At 45.4% G+C, this 24,077-nt stretch carries 22 protein-coding genes; 14 read left to right on the top strand and 8 right to left on the bottom strand.

The features are described from left to right. Positions 1-587 precede the first annotated feature (587 nt). The 3 genes from polA (at position 588) to PEB0122_RS02015 (ending at position 4,678) form a co-directional block, all read left to right on the top strand. Positions 588-3,554, top strand: coding sequence for a DNA polymerase I (gene polA / locus PEB0122_RS02020; RefSeq protein WP_404801495.1), 2,967 nt, complete (start codon positions 588-590; stop codon positions 3,552-3,554). A 121-nt stretch (positions 3,555-3,675) separates the two neighbouring features. Continuing rightward, on the top strand, positions 3,676-3,828 hold the full coding sequence (locus PEB0122_RS11785; protein WP_178391763.1) for a hypothetical protein: 153 nt from the start codon (positions 3,676-3,678) through the stop codon (positions 3,826-3,828). A 271-nt stretch (positions 3,829-4,099) separates the two neighbouring features. Next, complete coding sequence (locus PEB0122_RS02015; protein WP_075869501.1) at positions 4,100-4,678, top strand: hypothetical protein; 579 nt, start codon at positions 4,100-4,102, stop codon at positions 4,676-4,678. 43 nt (positions 4,679-4,721) lie between these two features. Here PEB0122_RS02015 and PEB0122_RS02010 read toward each other — a convergent pair whose 3' ends face one another. After that, entirely contained in the window at positions 4,722-4,919 is a 198-nt protein-coding gene (locus tag PEB0122_RS02010) for a YgaP family membrane protein (protein ID WP_075869502.1), read from the bottom strand. Between the two features lie 252 nt (positions 4,920-5,171). Next, complete coding sequence (locus tag PEB0122_RS02005; protein WP_075869503.1) at positions 5,172-6,392, bottom strand: argininosuccinate synthase; 1,221 nt, start codon at positions 6,390-6,392, stop codon at positions 5,172-5,174. 184 nt (positions 6,393-6,576) lie between these two features. Between PEB0122_RS02005 and PEB0122_RS02000 the strand changes: the two genes are divergently transcribed. Together PEB0122_RS02000 and PEB0122_RS01995 are read left to right on the top strand one after the other, a co-directional pair. Further along, positions 6,577-7,218, top strand: coding sequence for a LysE family translocator (locus PEB0122_RS02000; protein WP_075869504.1), 642 nt, complete (start codon positions 6,577-6,579; stop codon positions 7,216-7,218). A gap of 162 nt (positions 7,219-7,380) precedes the next feature. After that, positions 7,381-8,067, top strand: a complete 687-nt coding sequence (locus PEB0122_RS01995) for a fumarylacetoacetate hydrolase family protein (RefSeq protein WP_075869505.1) — start codon at positions 7,381-7,383, stop codon at positions 8,065-8,067. Positions 8,068-8,343: 276 nt separating this feature from the next. On the opposite strand, the gene PEB0122_RS01990 is transcribed toward PEB0122_RS01995, so the two are convergent. Next, positions 8,344-8,892, bottom strand: a complete 549-nt coding sequence (locus tag PEB0122_RS01990) for an SH3 domain-containing protein (protein ID WP_075869506.1) — start codon at positions 8,890-8,892, stop codon at positions 8,344-8,346. Between the two features lie 191 nt (positions 8,893-9,083). On the opposite strand from PEB0122_RS01990, the gene PEB0122_RS01985 reads away from it, so the two are divergent. After that, positions 9,084-10,091, top strand: coding sequence for a 2-hydroxyacid dehydrogenase (locus tag PEB0122_RS01985; RefSeq protein WP_075915357.1), 1,008 nt, complete (start codon positions 9,084-9,086; stop codon positions 10,089-10,091). A 477-nt stretch (positions 10,092-10,568) separates the two neighbouring features. Here the strand turns inward: PEB0122_RS01985 and PEB0122_RS01980 are convergent, their stop codons facing one another. Beyond that, positions 10,569-11,441, bottom strand: coding sequence for a 3-hydroxybutyryl-CoA dehydrogenase (locus tag PEB0122_RS01980; protein ID WP_075915356.1), 873 nt, complete (start codon positions 11,439-11,441; stop codon positions 10,569-10,571). 15 nt (positions 11,442-11,456) lie between these two features. Further along, positions 11,457-12,017, bottom strand: a complete 561-nt coding sequence (locus PEB0122_RS01975) for a cob(I)yrinic acid a,c-diamide adenosyltransferase (protein WP_075869509.1) — start codon at positions 12,015-12,017, stop codon at positions 11,457-11,459. 222 nt (positions 12,018-12,239) lie between these two features. Between PEB0122_RS01975 and PEB0122_RS01970 the strand changes: the two genes are divergently transcribed. Continuing rightward, a complete protein-coding gene (locus PEB0122_RS01970) occupies positions 12,240-13,187 on the top strand; it encodes a YihY/virulence factor BrkB family protein (protein ID WP_075869918.1) in 948 nt (315 codons plus the stop codon). Further along, positions 13,153-13,650, top strand: coding sequence for a YaiI/YqxD family protein (locus PEB0122_RS01965; protein WP_075869510.1), 498 nt, complete (start codon positions 13,153-13,155; stop codon positions 13,648-13,650). The genes PEB0122_RS01970 and PEB0122_RS01965 overlap by 35 nt, the downstream gene beginning before the upstream one ends. A 71-nt stretch (positions 13,651-13,721) precedes the next feature. Here the strand turns inward: PEB0122_RS01965 and PEB0122_RS01960 are convergent, their stop codons facing one another. Continuing rightward, complete coding sequence (locus tag PEB0122_RS01960; protein ID WP_075869511.1) at positions 13,722-14,426, bottom strand: TlpA disulfide reductase family protein; 705 nt, start codon at positions 14,424-14,426, stop codon at positions 13,722-13,724. Between the two features lie 31 nt (positions 14,427-14,457). On the opposite strand from PEB0122_RS01960, the gene argH reads away from it, so the two are divergent. The 5 genes from argH (at position 14,458) to copM (ending at position 20,955) form a co-directional block, all read left to right on the top strand. After that, positions 14,458-15,858, top strand: coding sequence for an argininosuccinate lyase (gene argH, locus PEB0122_RS01955; RefSeq protein ID WP_075869512.1), 1,401 nt, complete (start codon positions 14,458-14,460; stop codon positions 15,856-15,858). Between the two features lie 114 nt (positions 15,859-15,972). Further along, positions 15,973-16,161, top strand: coding sequence for an LPS translocon maturation chaperone LptM (lptM, locus tag PEB0122_RS01950; RefSeq protein ID WP_075869513.1), 189 nt, complete (start codon positions 15,973-15,975; stop codon positions 16,159-16,161). Further along, positions 16,162-17,436, top strand: coding sequence for a diaminopimelate decarboxylase (gene lysA / locus PEB0122_RS01945; protein WP_075869514.1), 1,275 nt, complete (start codon positions 16,162-16,164; stop codon positions 17,434-17,436). 116 nt (positions 17,437-17,552) lie between these two features. Then, positions 17,553-19,994 carry a TIGR02302 family protein gene (locus PEB0122_RS01940; protein ID WP_225867779.1) on the top strand — a complete coding sequence of 814 codons (2,442 nt, stop codon included), beginning with the start codon at positions 17,553-17,555 and terminating at the stop codon, positions 19,992-19,994. Between the two features lie 577 nt (positions 19,995-20,571). Then, positions 20,572-20,955 carry a CopM family metallochaperone gene (gene copM / locus PEB0122_RS01935; protein WP_083639752.1) on the top strand — a complete coding sequence of 128 codons (384 nt, stop codon included), beginning with the start codon at positions 20,572-20,574 and terminating at the stop codon, positions 20,953-20,955. A gap of 326 nt (positions 20,956-21,281) precedes the next feature. Here the strand turns inward: copM and cysK are convergent, their stop codons facing one another. Together cysK and PEB0122_RS01920 are read right to left on the bottom strand one after the other, a co-directional pair. Beyond that, complete coding sequence (gene cysK, locus PEB0122_RS01925) at positions 21,282-22,253, bottom strand: cysteine synthase A (RefSeq protein WP_075915354.1); 972 nt, start codon at positions 22,251-22,253, stop codon at positions 21,282-21,284. A 251-nt stretch (positions 22,254-22,504) separates the two neighbouring features. Further along, positions 22,505-23,461: an aldo/keto reductase gene (locus PEB0122_RS01920; RefSeq protein WP_075915353.1), complete on the bottom strand. Its 957-nt coding sequence runs from the start codon at positions 23,459-23,461 to the stop codon at positions 22,505-22,507. Between the two features lie 241 nt (positions 23,462-23,702). Between PEB0122_RS01920 and PEB0122_RS01915 the strand changes: the two genes are divergently transcribed. After that, on the top strand, positions 23,703-24,059 hold the full coding sequence (locus PEB0122_RS01915; protein WP_225867778.1) for a hypothetical protein: 357 nt from the start codon (positions 23,703-23,705) through the stop codon (positions 24,057-24,059). The last annotated feature ends 18 nt before the right edge of the window (positions 24,060-24,077 follow it).

The raw sequence follows: 24,077 nt of genomic DNA, 5'->3' as shown, positions 1-24,077 counted from the left end.
TGAAACATCCTGTAGCCAAACGGGTTGGTTTTCGTAAAATCTTCAATGAAGAATATACCCGACATTAGGACTATTTGGGGTTCATGATTGAGGGATATCGTGTTTAAAAATCTGGGAAAAAGTAGATTTCGACTTTAAACTCGACATTCAAACTCGGATGATGATTTTTAAATGCATCCCCTCGTAGAATTGCGCTTCATTGCAAGTCGATTTGATCAATGTCTTCGGAATTTATCTTCGGGAAGTTTTTTTAAAAATAGACCGTTGTGGAGAGGGGGAAACCACAACGGCCTTTTTTACTGCACTCACTCAACAGTCCGGAGAGGGAAAGTAGACTGTTGTATCCGGTAAACGGCGGGGGACAAAGCCGGAACACCGGACATATCGACGCAGTGTCGATAGATCATATAAAAGAATTTAAAAATGGCTTTTCAAGGGCAACTATATTAACATTTTGTAACAAATGCGTGAAAAGAACCTATAAGAGCCTAACGATAAATTTTGCTCGCACCACATTTTCTATTGTTTGCTGATGGGCTTTTCGTGTTCAATGTGCTTTTTAACTTATATAATGTTTTCAAAATTCGATGTCAGGATTGACGATGCAAAAAAATGATCACCTTTTTCTCGTTGACGGTTCAAGTTATATTTTTCGCGCCTATCACGCTTTGCCGCCATTAACACGAAAAAAAGACGGTTTACCGGTTGGCGCACTGGCCGGTTTTTGCAATATGCTCTGGAAATTGTTGTGCGATGCGCGTGATACTGCAGTTGGCGTCGTGCCCACGCATTTTGCTGTGATTTTTGATTATTCGTCGGAAACATTTCGTAAAAAGATATATCCCGAATATAAAGCAAACCGCCCTACCCCACCTGATGATCTTATTCCCCAATTCAGCCTTATCAGGCAGGCTACCCGCGCTTTCAATCTGCCATGCATTGAAAAAGAGGGTTATGAGGCAGATGATATTATTGCAACCTATGCTTCTGCGGCCACCCGAAGCGGTGCGAAAACGACAATCATTTCTTCCGACAAGGATCTCATGCAACTCGTCAATCAACAGGTCGGGATGTATGATGGTATGAAAGACCGCCCGATCGGCATTGCGGAAGTTATTGAAAAATGGGGCGTTCCACCTGAAAAGATGATTGATTTGCAATCGCTTACCGGTGATTCCACCGATAATGTCCCCGGTGTGCCGGGTATTGGCCCGAAAACGGCAGCACAGCTCCTTGGAGAATTTGGTGATCTCGATACGCTGTTGGCTCATGCCGGCGATATCAAACAAAAAAAACGTCGTGAAAATATTATCGAGTTTGCCGATCAGGCGAGATTGGCGCGTCAGCTTGTAACATTAAAAACCGATGTTCCGCTTGAAATCGGTCTTGACGGTCTCCTGTTGGAACCAACTGATGGACCGCGCCTTATCGGCTTTTTAAAGGCAATGGAATTCAATTCTTTGACGCGTCGTGTTGCAGAAGCGACCAATTGTGATGCGGCTTTGATCGAGCCGGTGGAGCTTGATGTCGAATGGGGCAAAAGTGCCCATGGACCGGATCTTGAGGAAGGTTCCGATGTTGGCGGAGCGCCGGAAGTTGGTGGTAATGCTCGACAAGAACAAGAAAGTGATTCTGATGATTCACAAGCGGAAAACACCCCGCAGCTTCTGGCAGAAAAACGTAAAAAAGAAGCACTCACAGAAAAAATAGATACGACCGCTTATCACACGATAACGGACGAAGCCGAACTGAAACAATGGCTCGACCGGGCAAAGGGGCAAGGGTTCTTTGCATTCGATACCGAAACGACCTCGCTTGACCCGATGCAAGCGGAACTTGTCGGCTTTTCTATTGGTCTTAATCCCGGTGAAGCGGCCTATGTGCCACTTAATCATGTCGATGGTGGCAATGATTTATTGGGTGGCGGCCGCCTTAAGGGACAAATTGATACACAAAAAGCGGTCGCTTTATTGAAACCGGTATTGGAAAATCCCGCGATTCTTAAAATTGCGCAAAATATGAAATATGATTGGCTGGTGATGCGACAGTATCATATCACAATACGGTCATTCGACGATACGATGTTGCTTTCCTATGTTCTGGATGCAGGAACATTGACCCATGGAATGGACGCACTTTCCGAGCGCTGGTTGGGGCACAAGCCGATTACATTCAAAGAGGTTGCCGGAAGTGGAAAAACGGCAACCGGTTTTGCTGCCGTCGATTTGAAGCGGGCAACGCAGTATGCAGCCGAGGATGCGGATGTTACATTGCGACTTTGGCGGGTTTTAAAACCACAAATTGTCGCCCGCGGTGTTACCCGCGTTTATGAGCGTCTGGAGCGGCCTTTGGTGACCGTTCTTGCCCGCATGGAAGAACGCGGCGTTCTGGTTGACCGGCAATTATTGTCACGATTATCCGGTGAGCTTGCCCAATCGGCAGCCGCTTTGGAAGATGAAATCTATCAACTTGCCGGAGAAAAATTCAATATCGGGTCGCCCAAGCAACTGGGAGAAATTTTATTCGGCAAAATGGGTTTGCCCGGAGGCTCGAAAACCAAAACCGGCCAATGGTCAACATCGGCTCAGGTTCTTGAAGATCTGGCAGCAGAGGGGCATGAATTACCCCGCAAGATTGTTGATTGGCGCCAGCTCACAAAATTGAAATCGACTTATACCGATGCACTTCCGAATTATATTTTACCTAATACGGGGCGCGTTCATACGAATTATTCAATGGCTGCAACGTCAACCGGGCGACTTGCCTCGTCAGACCCGAATTTGCAAAATATTCCGGTTCGCACACCGGAGGGAAGAAAAATCCGTGCGGCTTTTATAGCCGGTCCCGGAAATTTGCTACTGTCTGCCGATTACAGTCAGATTGAGCTGCGTGTTCTTGCCCATGTCGCCGATATCAAAGCTTTGAAAAAAGCATTTGCAGACGGCCTTGATATTCATGCAATGACGGCATCGGAAATGTTCGGTGTGCCGATCGAGGGTATGCCACCGGAAGTTCGCCGCCGTGCCAAAGCGATCAATTTCGGCATTATCTATGGCATTTCCGCCTTCGGACTTGCCAACCAATTATCGATTCCGCGCGAGGAGGCAGCCCAATATATCCGCACCTATTTCGAACGTTTTCCGGGCATTAAAGATTATATGGAAAAGACCAAAGCTTTTGCGCACGAGCATGGTTTTGTAGAGACAATTTTCGGACGGCGTGCACATTATCCGGATATCAATTCCAAAAGCGCACAAGTGCGGGCTTTCAACGAGAGAGCTGCAATCAACGCACCAATTCAGGGGGCCGCCGCCGATATTATCCGCCGTGCGATGATAAAAATGGATGACGCGCTGAAGGAAGCCGGCTTGTCGGCTAAAATGTTATTGCAGGTTCATGATGAACTGATTTTCGAATTGCCTGAAAACGAAGTTGAAAAAACCACCGCTCTTGTAAAAAATGTGATGGAGAATGCGACTATGCCAGCTCTGTCCTTATCTGTGCCTCTTAAAGTCGATGCGCGCGCTGCTAAAAATTGGGACGAAGCACATTAAAAGAAGCTTCAATGAAAGTGTTATTCAGGTTATTCTGAATTGAAAACCGAATTATGCTGCACTTGAAATGGAAATTATTGCTCCATATTGCTCCCTATTACTTTGAGTAGGGAGCAATTTTATGAATCGGAATTTCCTTTTTCTTATTATCGGCGTGCTTATCGTTGTTGTTGCGGGCTTGGGTTATAAAACTTACCAACAGAAACAACAGCAAAAACCATCCGGCGTCGAAATGACAATTGATAAAAATGGCGTTTCGGTCGATCGTCATTAATATCAGGAGCAACGCAAAAGCATTTATTGATTTTTAAAGCGTAAGACGATTATGTTTTGTAACCATAATAAGTTTTATGGTTACAACCTCTTTGTTCAGGCAAATTTTTTATGTGGGAAAATTGCGTGGAATAGTGCAGATATGCCTTTCTCGCATTCTGGTTTTTCAAGAAGCAAGGCGCTTCTTCAATTGAACAGGAATTTGAAAGCCACGTAAATCCGGCAGAGTTTGATTATTTCACAAAGTATCACAGAAGAAAGAAGTGATAGAAATGTTGAGCTACGTTTTTTCTATTCAAGGATTCGTTCTTTCTTTGCAAGGACTCGTGCTTGCTTTCCTGTTTGGTGCTGTGCTTGCCTATTTTACCAATATCAGCCCCAAAACGCTTTATCGTATTCCTTATCTTTTTATGTTTGCATGTGCTTTCTTGGGCTATGTTTTGTTAAGTTATGCAATCAATTTGGTATTGTTCAGATTGAACGGTGCATTGCCACCGGTATTTATGGCTTTATTCGCAGCCGTGGCGCCTTTCCTGTTCGGCTATCTTACGATGTATCTTTCTGTGTCCCGCGCGCGTGACGGATTCGGGAAAAAAGGCGCTGCCTGGCTTCTGGTTATACCGCTTCTCAATCTCGGTTTATTCATTGTCACGCTTGATGATAATCCGGAAGACAGAGAAGAAAAAAAGATCAGCCGGAACCCGCTTGGCACGCCGGCATTCATGAATGGTGCAACAGGTATCATCGTTGCAACACTTATTTTCGCGTTAAGCTTTATTGCCGGAATGATGTTGATTACTTATCCGAGCCTTGACCAAATGCCCGCTCTTTTGGAACATGAGACCCGTTGAGGGTGAGAAGTTTCCGGTCCAATCTTGCTTATTTAAAGAAATCTCAGTGTTTCAATGGGCAGCTTGATAGGCCGAATATCTTGTAAAGCGGGCAAAAACCGATAATTGCGGTGATAAGTGGAATAAGGCCGATCAAGCCAAACCAGCGTGCGCCGCTATCAAGAAAGAAAATAAGAGAAAGTAGAACAATACCGATAATGATACGGATAATGCGATCAACGCTACCAAGATTTTGTGCCATCCGAGAAGCCTTTCCAATTTAGTTCTTTTGTAGATTTAGGCCTGCATAAGGAAAAAAACAATCCATCCGCACTTATTTTGGCTTGTTACACATGGGCGGAAGTTCATGAAAACTGCTTGATTATTGGCTTGTTGGTTGTTTTTCAAAGCGTATTTCATGAATCATGGCTGAAATTATGCAGGCGACAAAACGACAATAAAAAGCTCCGGAAAATTCATTCCGGAGCTTTGGTAAAATCATAAATAAAAATGCTTATTTGCGGTCGCGTGCAGCAAGGGTGCGAAGACGCAAAGCATTCAATTTGATGAATCCGGCAGCATCTTTCTGGTCATAGGCACCGTGGTCGTCCTCGAAAGTTACAAGAGAACTTGAATAGAGCGATTTGTCACTCTTGCGCCCCTGAATAATGACATTACCCTTGTAGAGTTTCAGCTTGACTTCCCCTTCAACATTTTCTTGCGACAGATCGATTGCTGCCTGTAGCATTTTGCGTTCGGGAGAGAACCAGAAACCGTTGTAAATCAACTCGGCATAACGCGGCATTAGCTCGTCTTTTAAATGTGCTGCACCGCGGTCAAGCGTGATGGATTCAATAGCACGGTGGGCTGCAAGCAGGATTGTACCACCGGGAGTTTCATAGACGCCGCGTGATTTCATGCCGACAAAGCGGTTTTCAACCAGATCGACACGACCAATTCCATTATCATGACCATATTTATTGAGTTCGGTCAGCAATGTTGCCGGCGACATTTCTTTACCGTTGATTGAAACAGCGTCGCCTTTCTTGAAGCCGATGGTGATAATGGTCGGTTTGTCGGGTGCCGTTTCAGGCGAGACAGTACGCAAATGCACATATTCGGGAGCAGGAAGTGACGGATCTTCCAATACTTTGCCTTCTGAAGAAGAGTGTAGCAAATTCGCGTCGACCGAAAACGGTGCTTCGCCTTGTTTATCTTTGGTCACAGGAATCTGGTGTTTCTGGGCAAAATCCAGAAGTTCTGTACGGCTCTTGAAATTCCAGTCACGCCATGGCGCAATGATCTTGATATCGGGGTTCAAAGCATAAGCTGAAAGTTCGAAACGAACCTGATCGTTGCCTTTACCGGTCGCGCCATGGGCAATTGCATCGGCACCGGTTTTTTTGGCAATTTCAATCAGATGTTTTGAAATGAGCGGGCGGGCAATCGAAGTTCCAAGAAGGTAGACACCTTCATAAACCGCATTGGCGCGAAACATCGGAAAGACGAAATCGCGAACAAATTCTTCGCGCAGGTCTTCCATAAAAATCTGTTTGGCACCAAGCATTTCGGCTTTGCGGCGTGCCGGCTCAAGCTCTTCGCCCTGCCCCAGATCGGCCGTAAAGGTGATGACTTCAGCACCGAGTTCGGTTTGCAGCCATTTCAATATGATTGAAGTATCAAGGCCGCCTGAATAGGCCAGTACAACTTTTTTAACGTCTTTCCACTTTTCCATTTTTTCTGTCCGATAATTAATGGCCCCAATTGATTGACCCTATTGAATTGATATGAGCTGTTTTATCAGGAGATAGCAACCATGCAAGCAATCAAAAATTTTTTCTTACATAAAACTTATAAAAACAGATTGAAATGGTTTGATAAAACAATAAGACAAAGATGATTAACGAGAGATCATTATCATGTCTTTCTTGCCAGACGCCCATGTGTTTTTGGAATTTGCCGGTGCAGCAATCATTTTAACGCTCATTCCGGGGCCCGATATGGCGCTTTTTGTCGGCCGCGCCATATCGCAGGGAAAAGCGGCAGGTCTTGCCTGCATTGCCGGTTGCACAACAGGTATTCTAATTCAGGTTTTTGCGGTCTCTGTCGGCCTCTCGGCATTGATAATAGCCTCGCCAACAGCGTTTTTTATCCTCAAAGTGGCCGGTTCGGTCTATCTCTTATGGCTTGCGCTACAAGCGCTTTTGAACCGGTCGAATTTTTTTGTCGACGGGAAAAAGCAGAAAAAACTCAGTGTAAAACGGAATTACCTTACCGGTCTTGCGATCAATTTGTTAAATCCAAAAGTTCTTCTCTTCAATTTGACCTTTTTACCGCAATTTGTGGATGCGCTCGACCCGCATGCGCCTGAAAAGATATTTTTTCTCGGAGCTTCTTTCATTCCGATATCCCTTCCTTTCACCGTTTCAATGGTATTGGCGGCTGACAAATTTGCCAAAGCCTTAAAGGAAAACCCGCATTTTGTAAGAATACTTGATTATTTAATGGCCGGAATTTTCACAGCTTTTGCAGTCCGGCTGCTGGTTACTGAAGTCAAGTGAATGTAGACTCCAAAATTAGTCGAGGACTGACTGTAAAATTAACGATTGCAACAAATTTTAGCCGGGAAAACCGGTTTAAAACTTTATATTGAAGTTTTCATTAAGGCCGGTCATCCGGATTTTTCCGTTCCGCATAGTTTCTTTTAATAAGAGGACAAAGAAATGAGTGATTTCATATTTACGCCACCCGCAATTGTCGGCATCCCGATTAAAGGGAGTAATAAAGTTTTTCCGGTTCACAGGATTTATTGCGTTGGTCGTAATTATGCAAATCATGCGATAGAAATGGGGCATGATCCGTCAAAGGAAGCACCGTTCTTTTTCCAGAAAAATCCTGATAATCTGGTGTTTGATGGTGTTTTCCCCTACCCCCCGAAAAGTCATGATGTCGAACATGAGATAGAGCTTGTTGTTGCTCTTCAAAAAGGAGGACAAAACTTGACAACGCAAGAGGCGCAGGATTGCGTGTTCGGTTTTGCTGTCGGCCTTGATATGACGCGACGTGATTTACAGGCAGAACTTAAAAAAGCGGGGCGTTCATGGGAAACGGCAAAGGCTTTTGAACATTCAGCCCCATGTTCTCCTTTGACTGAAAAATCTGAAACCAAAGACATGAATGAAGGTTCGATTACCCTTTCGGTGAACGGCAAATGCTGCCAGTCGGGCAATTTGAACGAGATGATCTGGAAAATTCCTGAAATGATTGCTTATTTGTCGCAATTATTTGTGCTGCAGGCAGGTGATATTATCATGACGGGAACGCCGGCTGGCGTGGGGCCGGTGCAAAAAGGTGATGAATTGGTAGGCCATATTGACGGGCTGGATGATCTGGTGGTGAAAGTTAGCTGAAGGCGGGGGGATGCACACGCACATCCCAAAAAGTGTGAAACGGTTTTTGGACAAGATGTGCGTGCACTTAAAAGCTACATCCCAAAAAGTGTGAAACGGTTTTAGGAAAAAATGTGTGTATGTTTCAAAAGCCGTATCCCGAAAAGGCGGGACAATTTTTTCCAAAAATTGTGAACGTTAAACCGATTTCCCGAAACATTGTGAATATAGATGGACATAAAAACCGGACGATTTCGACGGTAGTAATTTAAAAGCTGTTAATTAAGTGCCGGGGCATCAGTTCTTGACGGTCTCGCCGGGATAGGCACCCCAAAGTTGATCCTGTGCTACATAGCCACGTGTATGGTTGACATCGAGTTCGCACCATTTACCGTCACATTTATGAATTGAGGCGATGACGCCGGGTTCGAGTTCGGCAGCAAGTGGTGCATTTTCGCTTGGTTCCCGACGCATGGGGGCAAGCTTGGATTTGTCTTTTTGCCAAGGTGTTATCATTGCTGTGCGATGGCCTGACAAAAGGGACTGGTAGACCCAACCTTCATCACCATCCGAGTCGCGAATTTTGCGCCACTGGTCATATTCCTGCGTAATTTCTACGGGTAGACCCTGTTTTTGATAAGAGAACACAACCGTATAATTACGTCCGGGACCAACGCGCACATTAACCCGCGCCGGTTTGATGGAAACAAAACGCGGCAATGGCAAACCGCTAGGCCCCACATTTTGGGAAGCTTCCTGAGCCGCTTCTTCTGCAAAGCTGGAAGCGGGAAAAAATAGTAAAGACAAACCCGTCAGAACCGAACAAATGCTTGCAAAGCAAAACATTTTTCCAAGGTTCGAAAAACGGAATTTGCTGAAACTGTCCACCGTGTGTGCCTCTCTTCTCTTGTGTTCATTGGATTCTTTTCTGCTATAAGCAGACCAGACTCATGACAGCCTGATGATCCTATGCCATAGTGCTGGTTAAAGAGGTCTCAATAATCGCAAAAAATAGCGGAAATATTTCGAGGTTTTCTATGCAGGGGAAAAAATTACCGTTGGTCATTTTGACACGCAAGCTTCCGGAACAGGTTGAAAGACGCATGTGCGAGCTTTTTAATACCGAGGTTGTCAAACAAGATCGGCCGATGTCACGACAGGAACTGGTCGATGCGGTAAAACGTGCGGATGTTCTTGTGCCGACAATTTCCGATATCATCGACAAGGACCTTATTGATCAGGCAGGAGATAATCTCAGGATGATTGCCAATTTTGGCAATGGTACCGATAATATCGACATCAAGGCGGCGACCGGTCGTGGCATCCTAGTGACCAACACCCCGAATGTTCAAACAGAAGATACAGCCGATATGGCAATGGCACTGATATTGGCAGTGCCGCGCCGTCTTGTCGAGGGTGCCGATGTACTCAATGAAAGCGGAATCTGGCCGGGTTGGTCGCCGGACTGGATGTTGGGACGGCGTATCTATGGAAGGAAACTCGGTATTATCGGTCTCGGTCGCATTGGAACAGCAGTTGCGCGCCGCGCCAAAGCATTCGGTCTTTCGATCCACTATCATAATCGCGCCCGCGTTAGCGAAAAAATTGAAGAACAGCTGGACGCGACCTATTGGGCCGATCTTGATGATATGTTGAAGACGATTGACATTCTTTCAATCAATTGCCCGCTTACCGAGAACACCTACCATCTCCTTTCAGCCGAACGCCTTGCTTTGATGCAGGAAACAGCCTACGTCGTTAACACGGCTCGTGGTGAAATTATTGATGAAAATGCCCTCGCCCACCAGATAGAAAATGGCAAACTTGCCGGCGCAGGCCTTGATGTCTTCGAAAAAGAACCGAATTTCAGTCCGTCGCTTGCCAAATTGGCGCGGCAAGGCAAGGTGGTGCTTCTGCCGCACATGGCATCGGCGACGGTGGAAAGCCGGATTGATATGGGGGAAAAAGTCATCATCAATATCAGAGCTTTTATCGATCACCATCGTCCACCCGATCGCATTATTCCTGAAAAATTGCGTAACTAAGTCTTTTATAGCGAGCCTTTGACCTTTGAAAAAAGCGGTTTGGATGCCAATTTACGGCACTCGATTCGACGCATCTTGCCAAACTTTATGACTTGAAAACGCTTGAGTTCAGTGACCTATGTTTTGTCGCTAGCCGGTTTTAAAAGTGACCATGTTTTTTGCGGTTAAGCTAACTTTCAAAAGTCATCAGCTTTTCCGGTCATTAGTTTCCCGAAGTGGAATATCTTTTTGCTTTCAAAAAAATGCAGGATTGAAAACCCGTTGGTAAAGGCTTTTTAGACGAGTCTTTTTGTTTTTCATGAACGGGTCATTGAAGAATTTTGTCCGGAAACCGGAAAAGAGCGGCTTTAACTCTTTTCCAGGGGGGCAAGGGTCTCTTTTGCATTACGAGTTGCGAGATTTCTGACGTTCAAAGCCGTTATTTTGTCGCGTTTAATTTTTGATAGCGCTTTATGCCTTCTCGCTTTTCAAGAAAACTCAACGTGTGGGGACTGGTGTTTCACCGCTATAGTCGTAAAAGCCGCGGCCACTTTTGCGCCCCAACCAGCCTGCTTCGACATATTTTATCAATAAGGGGCAAGGACGATATTTCGAGTCTGACAATCCCTGATGCAAAACATGCATAATCGCAAGGCAGACATCGAGTCCAATAAAATCGGCAAGTTCCAATGGCCCCATCGGATGATTGGCACCGAGTTTCATAGCAGTATCAATTGCATTGACATCCCCTACGCCTTCATAAAGAGCGTAGATCGCCTCGTTAATCATCGGCACCAAGACACGATTGACGATGAAGGCAGGAAAGTCTTCAGTAACGGTATAAGTTTTGCCGATAGAAGTGACAAAATCGCAAATCGTCGAATAGGTTTCTTCGCTGGTCGCGATGCCGCGCACCACTTCAACAAGCTTCATTTGTGGTACCGGATTCATAAAATGCGTGCCAATGAATTTTTCCGGCCGGTTTGTGGTTGCAGCAAGACGGGTAATCGAAATGGTCGAGGTGTTGGTGGCCAGAATGGTTGCAGGCGCAAGATTTTCGCATAGACTGATAAAAATATCCCTTTTGATATTTTCATCTTCGCTTGCAGCTTCAATGATAAGATCGGCATTTTTCAACTCGTCGATAGTCAATCGGGTTGAAAGCTTTTCAATTGTTTGAAGCCGGTGTTGTTCACTCATTTTTCCGGCTTTAACGAGATGGGCAAGATTTGATTTGATCGTCGAGATGGCATGTTCAACCTGTTCGGCCGAAATATCGTAAAGAAGAACCTTAAAACCGGCAGTCGCAACAGTTTGGACAATTCCTCCACCCATTTGCCCTGCTCCGACGATAGCGACCGTCTTTATCATGCGCTGGTTCCTCCTCTAGCGATTCTTTCCCGGCACCCATAATACATCATTTTTACCACAATCATTAGCATAACGGGCAGCAACAAACAGAAAATCCGAAAGCCGGTTGATATAGCCCAGAACATCTTTGCTGACATTTTCCTGTTCGCTCAATGCAACAATAGTCCGTTCGGTACGTCTTGCGACAGTGCGGGCCAGATGTAGATAGGCGGATGCTTTGGACCCGCCTGGTAAAACGAAGGATTTCAAGGGCGAGAGTTTTTCATTCAACCTGTCGATTTCATCCTCAAGCCGTTTCGTCTGGGTGGAAAGAACACGCAAATCTGTTTTATTTTCGCTTTCTTGCGGGGTTGCAAGATCGGCTCCGAGATCGAACAGATCATTTTGTATTTCTTCAAGCATCTTGTCGAGATCGCTGACTGTTTCGAGACGGGCAAGTCCGATTGTTGCATTGGTTTCATCAATCGAGCCATAAGCATCAACGCGTAAATCGGCTTTCGAGCGCCGCGGGCCATTAACAAGACCTGTTGTTCCATCATCACCAGTACGCGTATAGATTTTATTGATTTTGACCATTTTGGACTCCTCGAGAAATCGTCTGTCTCATTTAAAAATATAGATAGATTGGCTTGTGGCAAATTCCATTAAAGTTGAGTAACATTATCAAATGACAGGAAAACACTGAAATAGCTGTTGTAGCGCTTGTTTAGATTGCGTTCTCAATTAAAATAATTTTATACAGATAATCTGTGCGGTCAGCCTCATGTATTGAGATTGATTAACGGGAAAGACATTGATTTGAAGCCGAGACCCTTACGCTTTTGTTGGCGCATTTTATATAACGCTGTCAGCCACTATTTCCGTGATTCTGGCAGCGCTTTTGCCAGTCATATAGCTTTGTCCGGTTTGATGGCGCTGTTTCCTTTCCTGATTTTTGCAACATCACTTGCAAGTTTTATCGGGGCACGTGCCTATACCCAGCAAAGCGTCAATGCGCTTTTGAAAATGCTGCCTGATGCAATTGCCGGACCAATTGTCAAGGAAGTTGTCAATGTCATGACCATTCAGCGCGGTGGTTTGTTGACCATTTCGGTTATCGGAACTGCCTATTTTGCTTCAAACGGCGTAGAAGCATTGCGAACCGCGCTTAATCGTGCTTATCGCGTGGTCGATAGGCGCAGCCTGTTTTTCTGCCGGTTTCAAAGCCTGTTTTTTGTCATTGTCGGTACGATAGGATTGATGGTTATCAGTGTTCTTCTGGTGCTGGCGCCACTTGTTATCAATATTCTTCAACATGATTATCCGGTTATCGGACAATATGTTGGCACAATCCGCTTCTGGCGTTATGCCATTGCAGTTGTAGTCCTTTTGGTCAGCTTGTTGATTGCCCATAAATGGCTTCCTGCCGGAAAACGGAAATTGGCTGATATTTTGCCCGGCATTGGCGTAACTATGGTGGTTTGGGTTTTAGCCTCGATGTTATTTGCACAATATCTGGCAACATTTGCCAATTATGTTTCCACTTATGCAGGGCTCGCCTCGATTATGGTGGCAATCATTTTCCTCTATATGTTAAGTGCCATTTTTATTCTCGGTGGAGAAATCAACGCAGCCATTATGTTTTATCGTAACCGCCAGCAACAGCCTGGCCAATTGGTGCGCGCAATAGAACAGAACAAGGAAAAAGAAGAAGGGCTGAAACAGCAAAACGATGACAGACAAAACGATTATAAAGTTGTTTCTTGATGGCGATGCCTGTCCTGTCAAAGCTGAAGCCTATCGGGTAGCCGAACGCTATCATATCAAAACCTTTATTGTCTCGAACAGCTTCATGAGAATACCGAACGAGGATTTTCTTGAGGCTGTTATTGTCGATCAAGGGCTCAACAAGGCAGACGACTGGATTGCAGAAAAAGCCGATGAGGCCAGTATTGTTGTTACCAATGATGTGCCACTTGCCGATCGTGTGGTCAAAAAGGGGGCGGTTGCTATTTCGCCTTCCGGCAGGCTCTTTGATGCAGCCTCAATCGGTGCGGCATTGGCTACCCGCAATTTGTTTGAAAATTTGCGGGAAAGCGGTGTCGTAACAGGCGGTCCACGCCCGTTTTCCGGACGTGACCGTTCGGCATTTCTTGGGGCAATCGATCTCGCCGTGCAACGAAAAAAACGTCAAGGCTATGAATCCGATTTTACCAAAAAACGGCTTTGACCGGTTTGCAACCGGTCAATTTCATATCCTGATTATTTTTTTAAGTATTTTCGAGAATAGAAAGCGGATGATCAGTCTTTTTTATCGACTTCCATTGCAGCTTTCATCAGTTTTTTCGAATCGGCATTGCTCCATGGTGCCGAACCGTTATAGGAAGCGAGCAAACATCCATTTTTATCAATCAACATGGTGATGGGAAGTCCCATAGCGAGACCCTGTTTGCGCACTTCGTTAAAAACATCCATGGATTGGTCGCGATAGAAAACAATATTATCTGCTTTGATGCTTTTCAAAAAGTCTTTCACTTTTTCGTCGGTAGCTGTTTTATCAATGTTGATAGCCATGACATCGAATGCGTCATTGCCGAGGGAACGTTTGAGATTGGCAAGTTCAGGCATTTCGCTGCGGCAGGGTACACACCAGCTGGCCCACAGGTTGACAAGCAGGGTTTTGCCGGAAAATTCTGCCAATGTATGATCTTTGCCCGCTTCATCCTTGAAGTTGAGTTTGGCTACATCATAAGGTTCGTCTGCAAAACGCATATTCTTGAAAAAACCATTTGCCGCTTGTTTGAGCTTGTCGATTTTTTCAGGTTTGACGGTGCAGGAAGATGCCGCGTCGGCATGGGCAACAGAAATCAGCGAAGGAAAAGAGTAAACTTGGTTGTCAGACCCCATCATTATCGCGTATATGCTCAGTGCACCAAGTGTAGTAGTGGCAATTATTTTCCGGATTTTACCGGAAAATTTTGCTTTTTCGAGAATTCTTGCAACCATTTTTTCGTCCTTTCGATGGGGGCTAACATATATGAAGAACAATGGATCAAGCAACCAGATGTGGGGCGGCCGTTTTGCCTCGGGTCCGGCAGCCATCATGGAAGAGATCAACGCTTCGATCGGCTTTGATAAAAAACTTTATAAAGAAGATATTAAAGGTTCGTCGGCACACGCCGCTATGTTGGCTGCGCAAGGCATTATATCGGCGGCCGATTATGACGAGATCGAAAAAGGCTTGAAAACCATTCTTGCCGAAATCGAGAGCGGCAAATTTGTCTTTTCGCGCAAGCTTGAAGATATTCATATGAATATTGAAGCCCGCCTTGCCGAACTGATTGGTCCGGCCGCAGGAAGACTCCACACTGCCCGCTCGAGAAACGACCAGGTCGCTTTGGATTTTCGGCTCTGGGTCAGGGAAGAAACCGACAAGACAATACAGTCAATCAGACATCTGATTGAAACATTGCTCGATCGCGCCGATCAGGAAGTTGAAACACTTATGCCGGGCTTTACGCATTTGCAGGTTGCCCAGCCGATTACTCTTGGTCACCATTTAATGGCCTATGTCGAAATGTTCGGTCGCGATTTGTCGCGTATGCATGATGCACGTGAAAGGATGAACGAATCGCCTTTGGGGGCAGCCGCCCTTGCCGGTACAAGCTTTCCCACTGATCGTTTCATGACAGCAAAGGCTTTGGGTTTCAGGGAGCCAACAAGAAATTCGATCGACAGTGTGTCCGATCGTGATTTCGCGCTGGAATTTTTAAGTGCAACAGCTATTTGCGCAATCCATCTTTCGCGTCTTGCCGAAGAGATTGTTATCTGGTCAACGGCACAATTCAACTTTATCCATTTGCCTGATTCTTTTTCGACCGGTTCATCCATTATGCCGCAAAAGAAAAATCCGGATGCGGCAGAACTTGTTCGTGCAAAGACCGGACGGATTAACGGATCACTGATTGCTTTATTGACCATTATGAAAGGTTTGCCGCTTGCCTATTCAAAAGATATGCAGGAAGACAAAGAGCAGGTTTTTGATGCTGCCCAGTCGCTCGAATTATCGCTCGCCGCAATGGCAGGTATGATTGGCGATCTTGAGGTCAATCGCGACGTTATGAAAAAAGCTGCCGGTTCCGGTTATTCGACTGCAACCGATCTTGCTGACTGGCTTGTTAGAAAATTGGGTCTGCCATTTCGTGAAGCCCACCATATCACCGGTCACGCAGTGGCTTTGGCTGAAAAGAAAAAATGTAATCTTTCCGATCTGACTTTGGAAGATTTGAAGACTGTTTATCCGGATATCACGGAAGACGTTTTTGATGTCTTAAGCGTTGAAAAGTCTGTTCAAAGTCGCAAAAGTTATGGTGGTACCGCTCCGCAAGAAGTGCGTCGCCAAATCGACTATTGGAAAAAACGCCTTGCCAAAGCCTGAATTTGAACGCTACACAAAGAATAGATTGAATGGGAATAGATTTAAAATAGTTCGGAAAGAGCGTAACGCTTGCTATTTTTAAATGGGACAAGCTTTTTGGAAAGAGACGCGATCATGAAAAAAACTCTGGCCGGTTTGATGATTGTCACAATCTGTGGCGTGGCCTTGGCCGGTTGCGGACGCAAAGGTCCGCTTGAACCGCCACCATCCACAATGGTTGAAGATGCAAACGGTAACATGGTTCAAAAACCCAAGGTCGATAAGCCGTTTATCCTCGATCGCTTGATTAAACAGAGGCATTAATTGCAGCCATTCCAATATCGTAACGGCTTTCTACATGCAGAAGATGTAGCGATTGCCGATATAGCGAAAAAATTAGCAACACCTTTTTATTGCTATTCGGCTACAGCCATTCAGCAACAGTTTGAACAGTATCGCCATGCGTTTGCCGACACCAATGCGCTTGTTGCCTTTGCGCTGAAAGCCAATTCCAATCAGGCGGTTTTGAACTTGCTTGCAAAAAAAGGAGCAGGTGGTGACGTCGTGTCGGGCGGGGAACTGCGTCGCGCACTCAAGGCGGGTATTCCTGCCGACAAGATAGTCTATTCCGGTGTCGGGAAAACCGTTGAAGAAATCGATTTTGCCCTTGGTCATGATATCCACTGTTTCAATGCCGAATCGGAACCCGAATTACAGCAGTTATCCGCACGCGCTGTTGCAATGGGGAAAAAAGCACGTGTTTCCTTGCGCATCAATCCCAATGTCGACGCCAAGACACATCAGAAAATTGCCACCGGAAAGTCGGAAAACAAGTTCGGTATTCCTATTGCGGTTGCACGTGAGGTTTATGAACGGGCAGCAAAACTCCCGGGTCTCGATGTCCATGGAGTTGACGTCCATATCGGTAGCCAGATTTGCGAGTTGCAGCCGTTTGACGATGCTTTTTCACTTGTTGCCGATTTTGTCCATGTTCTGCGGGATGAGGGGCATGATATCCGTCATGTCGATGTCGGTGGTGGACTTGGCATTGTCTATCGCAAGGATAATATGCCCCCGCCTTCGCCGGCCGAATATGCAGATATTGTCAAAAAACATTTTGCTTCACTCAATGTCCAGATCATCATGGAGCCGGGGCGTAATATCGTCGGCAATGCCGGTATTCTGGTAACCTCTGTCATCTATATAAAACATGGGGCAGGAAGAAATTTCGTTATTGTCGATGCGGCAATGAACGATCTGATCCGCCCGACTTTATACGATGCCTGGCACGACATTGTACCGGTAAAAGAGCCAAGGCAGAATGATGTGCCAATGAAGGCCGATATTGTTGGTCCGGTTTGCGAAACGGGCGATTACATGGGGTTGGGTCGCTTTCTTCCCTCACCAAAAGCCGGTGACTTGCTGGCTGTCTGCAGTGCAGGAGCTTATGGTGCAGTTATGGCAAGCACCTATAATACACGACTTTTGGTTCCCGAAGTTTTGGTGTGTGACAAGCGTTTTGATATCGTTCGCCCGCGTATTTCGTATGAGGAAATGATCGGGCTTGATCGGGTGCCTGAATGGGTAGAAAATTCTTGATATCAGGCTCGCCGGTTTTCAGTTAAAATTGGCGAGACATTTTTGGCAAAGGGTTTTGTCTTTGCTGTTTTATTGCGATGATAAATCAAATTAATGCGAAGGGAAGAACTTGAACCTTGCTGAACGATGAGCGCACTTTCCGGTTTCGACTGGCAGCACTTGCCAAAGCAAGAGCTGTTGCCTGGTGTGTTCTGACATTTGAACGCGTGTGGCCACGTATCATTACATGCGTTCTTGTATTGTTGATTTTGTTGTCGCTCACGTGGTTTGGTGTTTTCAATTACCTTTCCTATTGGCCGCATGTGATTGTACTTTGGGCACTGCTTTTTATAGCAATCGGTTCGCTGTTTTTTATTTCCGGTTTTCATTTTCCTTCCCGAAAGGATATCGACCACCGGATTGAACAGGCAAGCGGCCTGAAAAACCAGCCTCTCGAAACGCTTTATGATGCGCCGGTCAATGACGCCAATAATGCTTTTGCCAAAGCTCTTTGGGCCGAACATCAGCGCCGTATGGCAAGTGCCCTTAAAAACCTGAAAACAGGCGCACCGGAAACAGGGATTACGCGGATTGATCCGCTGGCATTGCGGGCGCTGGTGGTGCTTTTTACGGTAACAGCGTTTGCCTATTCTTCAGGCACGTCAGGCGGAAGGATTGCTGATCTTTTTGATTTTTCCCAACCTGTCAATTTGTCGAAAATGCGAATGGACGCATGGGTAACACCGCCGCCTTATACCGGCGAAGCGCCTATCTATCTGACAGAAGGCAATCTTTTGAACGCCAAGGTTCCGGAAGGAAGCAAGGTCACTATCCGTTTGGTTGACGGCGGAGATGCGACACTGAAATTGCGCGATAATAAAACTCGAAAAATGGTAAATATCGGTGCTCTCGACGAAGGAACACACAGAAGCAATAGCAAGACATTCGAGACCACTCTTTCTTCATCGGGAGATATGACATTAAGAACCCGCCACTATGAAAAGAACTGGCATTTTGATGTTGTTGCCGATCATGCGCCCACTATCAGGCTTACCAAGGAACCGGGACGTATTCTCAATGGTTCGCTGGAACTCGATTATGCGCTTGATGATGATTACGGGGTAGAGAAAGCTTACGTGGAAATAACGCCTACATCGGCTATCAAGGAAACCGGTCACCCACTTTATGATGCACCGGAAATCAAATTGATGATTCCGCGCGGCGGCAAAGGTGATGCGCGCACCGTGCAGGATGTCAGCACCCATCCGTGGGCAGGTTCGGAAGTGCGGTTAACACTCGTTGCAGAAGATGGCGCCGGTCATCAGGGAAGAAGCGAAACGCGTACGATGACATTGCCGCAAAGAAATTTCGGCAATCCGCTTGCCCGTGCAGTGGTTGAACAACGCCGGATATTGGCACTTAATACGCTTTCCCGCGATCATGTACTTGATATGTTGTCAGCTCTCACTTTGCGGCCGGAAGATACGATTAACAATTTTTCCCATTATCTGGCATTGCGTAGCATCTGGACCCGACTTCATCTGGCAGAAACCGATGAAGATTTGAAAAATGTTGCCGATTTTATGTGGCAAACAGCAATCGGTATCGAGGGAGACAACGTCAATCAGGCAGAAAAAAACTTGAAGGCAGCCGCGGCAGCTCTGCGGGATGCTTTAAGAAATGGCGCTTCGCCTGAGGAAATCGAACGTCTGACTGACGCCTTGCGTCAGGCAATGAATGATTATATTGCCGCACTTGCCCAACAGCAACAAAACGATGGCCTTGGCCAAAAGCCTTCTGAAAAGGCACAAAATCTCTCACCGGATGAACTTGCCCGAAAACTCGAACAGCTTGAGGATATGGCCAAGTTGGGAAACCACAGTGCAGCTGAACAGCTTTTAAACGAACTTGAACAGCTCATGGATAATCTTCAGGTCAATCGCGGGAACGGCGGTTCGGGAGAAGCCGGAAACCAGATGGAGGAGATGCAAAAGCAGCTTGATAAGCTTGGCGACTTGATGCGCAGGCAACAAGAGACTTTAAATGACACCCATAAACTTGAAGATGAGCGTGAGCGCGGGGAAAAAACACCCGAAGAATACCGCAAAGACCTTGATGGATTAAAAAGACGGCAAGATGATCTTGAGCAGGAATTGAAAAAATTCGGCAAAGACTTATCCGATAAAGGCTTGAAATCCGGTGACGGATTGAAAGATGCCGAAAATAAAATGAATAAATCGGGCCAGTCGCTTCAGCAGGGGGATGCGGGTGGCTCTGCCGATCAACAGTCGCAAGCTTTGGATGCGATGCGCAATGGGGCGGGGGAACTGATGCAGGAAATGCAGCAGGCCATGAAGAAAAATGGCGAAAAAGACGAAAATGGCGACGCAGCTGCAAAAGATCCTCTCGGGCGTAAACTGGGCTCAGCAGGACATCAGTCGGAAAAGAACGGAATTCCGCAAGAAAGCGATATGCAGCGTGCCCGTCGCATTCTTGATGAAATCCGGAAAAAATTGGGGCAATCCGCATTGCCTGAAAGTGAAAAAGATTATCTTGAACGTTTGTTGAAGTTTGATTGACGAACCTCTTGATGCCGGCTCCTCAGACAGAGAGAGGCCATGCGATCAGGCGTTTTACAATGGTTTCAATTATCTCTAATTCAGGCGGTTTCATGGGGGCAGAATTTCTTTGAGAGCAAAGTATTTTTGCCCCTCATGCGGAACGCATGACAGTCTGACATATTGTGTGTATTAAAACGGGTTTTTAACTGGGAAACTATATATCGCAAAAACCGGAAAGTTGGCGAAACTGTTAGCCAACAAATTAAGCGGAAATATTTTATTTTGAAAAGCTAAAAAACATTTTCAGGCATTGAAGTCAATAAAAATCCAGACTTATTCATAAACGTCGGAATTTTGTTCAAGACGTGACGAGATCAATCAATTCACTGAATTTTAAAAATTCTTGTTTCTTCATGTTTAAAACATTCATTCCTCAAAATTCAATTGTTCCATTACATTTTCGGTCTTCATCTGCTTTTGTGATGAAGGTCGTTCGGAACGTCGTTTTATATTTTCATCGGCAATCCAGCTTGCCCATCTGTTAAATTAAACTATGTTTAAAGACAGAATTTAAATAACCAAGAGGATTTTTAATATGAAGAAATTGGTAGTGGCCTTATGTATCTCTTGTGCTTCAATTTGCTATGCAGCAGCTCAAAGTGAAAACAGTCACGTGACAGATATGGCAAAAACTGCAGCCTCGACTGCCTCGCAAGCTTTATCAGCATCTTCATCAGCTTTGGATAAAGTCAATGAATCCATGATGAAAAACATGTCTATCAAAATGAGCGGCAATGCAGACGTCGATTTTATTAAAATGATGCTTGCCCATCATCAGGGTGCCGTCGATATGGCAGAAGTTGAATTGAAATACGGAAAAGATCCGGAGGCACGCAAGCTTGCTGAAACGATTATTGCGGCCCAACAGAAAGAAATAAGCCAAATGCAGGATTGGCTTAAGGTCAATGATAAGCAATAAATTACCCGAACGTGGTTATAGCTGGAGAAGGATATTGTTTGACGCATTTAATACGTCGCTTCTCCAGTAATAACCGGTTTCGGTAACGATTTCGGAAAAAGTCCGACTTGTTCAGGCTAACTTCGATGGGTATAGCCATTGTTCTTTTTTTATTGGACCATTTTTCGAACGGCTGATGCACATCACCTTTGGCTCGGGAAAAGTGCAAACAACCAATCCAACATTTCCATTCTGTCGTAACATCTCGCCCGGATTATTTTTATCCGGCCGATCGTTACCAATAAGTTTAAACTTGAATGCTGCACTTGAGGCTTGATCGGTGTGGCTCAATCAAGGCCGTCAAAGAGCTGGGTAGACAAATATCTTTCAGCAAAATCGGGAATGATAATGACGATGTTTTTCCCTTTGTTTTCCGGACGCTTGCCAACCTCGACAGCAGCTGTCAATGCAGCGCCGGCAGAAATGCCAACCGGAATTCCTTCCAGATGGGCAAGATCCCGCGAATTCTTGAATGCATCGTCATTTGAAACAGTTACAATCTCGTCGATGATTTTTGTATTGAGTATTTTCGGTATGAAACCCGCTCCGATACCTTGGATTTTGTGTGGACCGGGTTGTCCACCCGATAAAACCGGCGAATCTTTCGGCTCTACCGCAACGATTTTAAAATCGGGTTTACGTTTTTTTATCACTTCACCAATTCCGGTAATAGTGCCGCCCGTACCAAAACCGGCAACCAGAAAGTCGACATTACCATCAGTATCATTCCAGATTTCTTCAGCTGTTGTCTGGCGGTGGATTTCCGGATTCGCCGGATTTTCAAACTGTTGGGGAATAATAGCGTCCGGATTTCCGGCAGCCAGCTCTTCGGCTTTGGCAATGGCACCTTTCATTCCCTTAGCGCCTTCCGTCAATACCAGTTCGGCACCAAGAAACTTCAACAATTTGCGTCGCTCGATTGACATGGTTTCCGGCATTGTCAAAATCAGCTTGTAACCTTTGGCAGCTGCAACAAAAGCAAGTGCAATACCGGTATTGCCGGATGTCGGTTCGATTAGAACAGTTTTGCCGGGATGGGCTTTTCCCTGTTTTTCAAGTGCCTCGATCATAGCAAGTCCGATACGATCTTTGACACTTGCCAATGGATTGAAGAATTCAAGTTTTGCCAAAAGGTTGGCTTTTACGCCTTTATTTTTGGCAAAATGGTCGATGCGGACAAGTGGCGTGTTTCCGATCGTCTCCAATACAGAATTATAAACGATGCCACGTCCTTTTTTCCCTGAATGTTTATCCGCCATGACCGGTCTCCCTGAATGATTGTCGTGAAATTTTTTCAAGCAGAACGGTTTTTCCCGCTCCCGCTTGCTTATTATCAGGATAGAGCCAAATCATAGAATGATATAGCTAAAATATGTCATTCATAGGTAGGAATTAAAAAAACATTCTAATAATAATGATTATTATGGAATAATTTATAAAGTCGGAAAGAAGGGCGTCGTCCATTTTTCAATGAAAATTCCTCTTCTTTCCAGCTCTTGAAGTGATAATTCTAATAACTGCTTGCCTGATCGAGCGTATCGATATCGTTCTTGCTCAGATTGATCATGGTCGCTTTGACGAGGCTATAAAGTTGGTCAATCTTTGTTGCACTGGCAATAGGGGCAGTAACAGCCGGTTTAGCTATAAGCCATGCAAGGGCAATTTCAGCCTGTGTCACATTATGCTTTTCACTAATTGTATCAAGGGCTTCCAAAATCCGCATTCCGCGAGGGTTCATATATTTTTCTACACGCGAACCACGCTTATGACCCGCAAGGTCTTCTTTCGAGCGATATTTTCCTGAAAGAAAACCGGATGCCAGACTGTAATAGGTTATAACGCCCATACCGTATTTCTGCGCTGTATCGGCAAGCGGTCCTTCAAAGGACTGCCGGTCATAAAGGTTATATTCGGGTTGCAAAGTCTGATAGCTTGGAAGATTGTTATTTTTTGCCGCCGTCATTGCTTGTTCGAGCTGTTCTGCCGTTATATTGGAACAACCGATGGCGCGAATTTTTCCCGCTTTCAACAATTTGCTATAGGCTTCCAGTGTTTCTTCAAAAGGGGTTTCGGGGTCAAACCAATGCGATTGATAAAGATCTATAAAATCGACGTGTAAACGGCGAAGAGAATCTTCAACCGCCTGTTCAATCCAGCGGGCAGAAAGACCTTTGTGCCCTGGTTCCCCCATATCCGAACCAACTTTGGTAAAAATATAGAATTTATCCCGCTTTGACGGATTTTGTTTCAACCAGTTGCCGATAATGGTTTCGGACTCACCCCCCTTATTTCCTTCAACCCAGGTCGAATAGGCGTCGGCTGTATCAATGGCATTAAGTCCGCTTTCGGCAATTGCATCAAGCATGGTAAAAGACTGTTTCTCATTGAGTGTCCAACCGAAGACGTTGCCGCCAAAGACGAGTGGCACGATGTTGAAACCTGTATTTCCTAAAGCGCGATGTTTCATGAGACGTCCTTTCAATGGTTGTCTGTTATATCGAAACGTAGACGGTACGTTTGCGAAAACTCGTTCCTTAAGAGTAGTCACGTTTGTGAGTTACTGAAAAGCGTTTCACGGGTTTTTGATGTTTTCATGCTTTTGTCAGATTTTAACCTTAAATTAACGATTGTTTTTGTTATCGGGGCAGAGTTTGTTATTGTCATTTTCCGGAGAATGACGTGAACATCGAATGATCGGATTAAAATTCATGGGCAGTTTGAATCGTTTTATATCAGCAAAAACATTATTTCTGCCATGTTTCCTGATGCTTACGGGATGTGCAACCCAAGCGACAGCATGGACGGAAAAAATTACTACACAAAAAGTCGAGTTACCGACAGAATGTGCCGGTTGGCAAAAAATCAATGTGAAAACCAGAACGCGTTACTATATGATGAAAGACGACCAGCGTGCTCTCGTTGACATTGATGCTCATAATCTGCGTGGGAAAAATCTCGGTTGTTGGGACAGAAATGTGCAGCAGGCACAGCCGTCGCAGCCTCAAGTTCAAAACCAGCCGGTTCAGCCACAGTCATCTGTCGCAGCACCTGTCGAGTTACAATAGGTGGACCATACAATAAGC

The organism is Ditibartonella apis (assembly GCF_001952075.1).
In the GTDB taxonomy this organism is placed as follows: Bacteria; Pseudomonadota; Alphaproteobacteria; order Rhizobiales; family Rhizobiaceae; genus Bartonella; species Bartonella apis.
The sequence above is the reverse complement of the archived record's forward strand: the minus strand, read 5'-3'. Positions and strand labels throughout refer to the sequence as shown.

Coding starts and splice junctions, on each gene's coding strand:
- PEB0122_RS02010 (WP_075869502.1), bottom strand. CDS start 4,919: ATGGCACAAAATCTTGGTAGCGTTGATCGCATTATCCGTATCATTATC.
- PEB0122_RS01920 (WP_075915353.1), bottom strand. CDS start 23,461: ATGAAACATCGCGCTTTAGGAAATACAGGTTTCAACATCGTGCCACTC.
- PEB0122_RS02015 (WP_075869501.1), top strand. CDS start 4,100: ATGTTGAGCTACGTTTTTTCTATTCAAGGATTCGTTCTTTCTTTGCAA.
- PEB0122_RS01965 (WP_075869510.1), top strand. CDS start 13,153: ATGACAGACAAAACGATTATAAAGTTGTTTCTTGATGGCGATGCCTGT.
- PEB0122_RS11785 (WP_178391763.1), top strand. CDS start 3,676: ATGAATCGGAATTTCCTTTTTCTTATTATCGGCGTGCTTATCGTTGTT.
- cysK (WP_075915354.1), bottom strand. CDS start 22,253: ATGGCGGATAAACATTCAGGGAAAAAAGGACGTGGCATCGTTTATAAT.
- PEB0122_RS01995 (WP_075869505.1), top strand. CDS start 7,381: ATGAGTGATTTCATATTTACGCCACCCGCAATTGTCGGCATCCCGATT.
- argH (WP_075869512.1), top strand. CDS start 14,458: ATGAAGAACAATGGATCAAGCAACCAGATGTGGGGCGGCCGTTTTGCC.
- PEB0122_RS02005 (WP_075869503.1), bottom strand. CDS start 6,392: ATGGAAAAGTGGAAAGACGTTAAAAAAGTTGTACTGGCCTATTCAGGC.
- PEB0122_RS01960 (WP_075869511.1), bottom strand. CDS start 14,426: ATGGTTGCAAGAATTCTCGAAAAAGCAAAATTTTCCGGTAAAATCCGG.
- PEB0122_RS01975 (WP_075869509.1), bottom strand. CDS start 12,017: ATGGTCAAAATCAATAAAATCTATACGCGTACTGGTGATGATGGAACA.
- PEB0122_RS02000 (WP_075869504.1), top strand. CDS start 6,577: ATGTCTTTCTTGCCAGACGCCCATGTGTTTTTGGAATTTGCCGGTGCA.
- polA (WP_404801495.1), top strand. CDS start 588: ATGTCAGGATTGACGATGCAAAAAAATGATCACCTTTTTCTCGTTGAC.
- PEB0122_RS01990 (WP_075869506.1), bottom strand. CDS start 8,892: ATGTTTTGCTTTGCAAGCATTTGTTCGGTTCTGACGGGTTTGTCTTTA.
- PEB0122_RS01985 (WP_075915357.1), top strand. CDS start 9,084: ATGCAGGGGAAAAAATTACCGTTGGTCATTTTGACACGCAAGCTTCCG.
- PEB0122_RS01980 (WP_075915356.1), bottom strand. CDS start 11,441: ATGATAAAGACGGTCGCTATCGTCGGAGCAGGGCAAATGGGTGGAGGA.
- PEB0122_RS01915 (WP_225867778.1), top strand. CDS start 23,703: ATGGGCAGTTTGAATCGTTTTATATCAGCAAAAACATTATTTCTGCCA.
- lptM (WP_075869513.1), top strand. CDS start 15,973: ATGAAAAAAACTCTGGCCGGTTTGATGATTGTCACAATCTGTGGCGTG.
- copM (WP_083639752.1), top strand. CDS start 20,572: ATGAAGAAATTGGTAGTGGCCTTATGTATCTCTTGTGCTTCAATTTGC.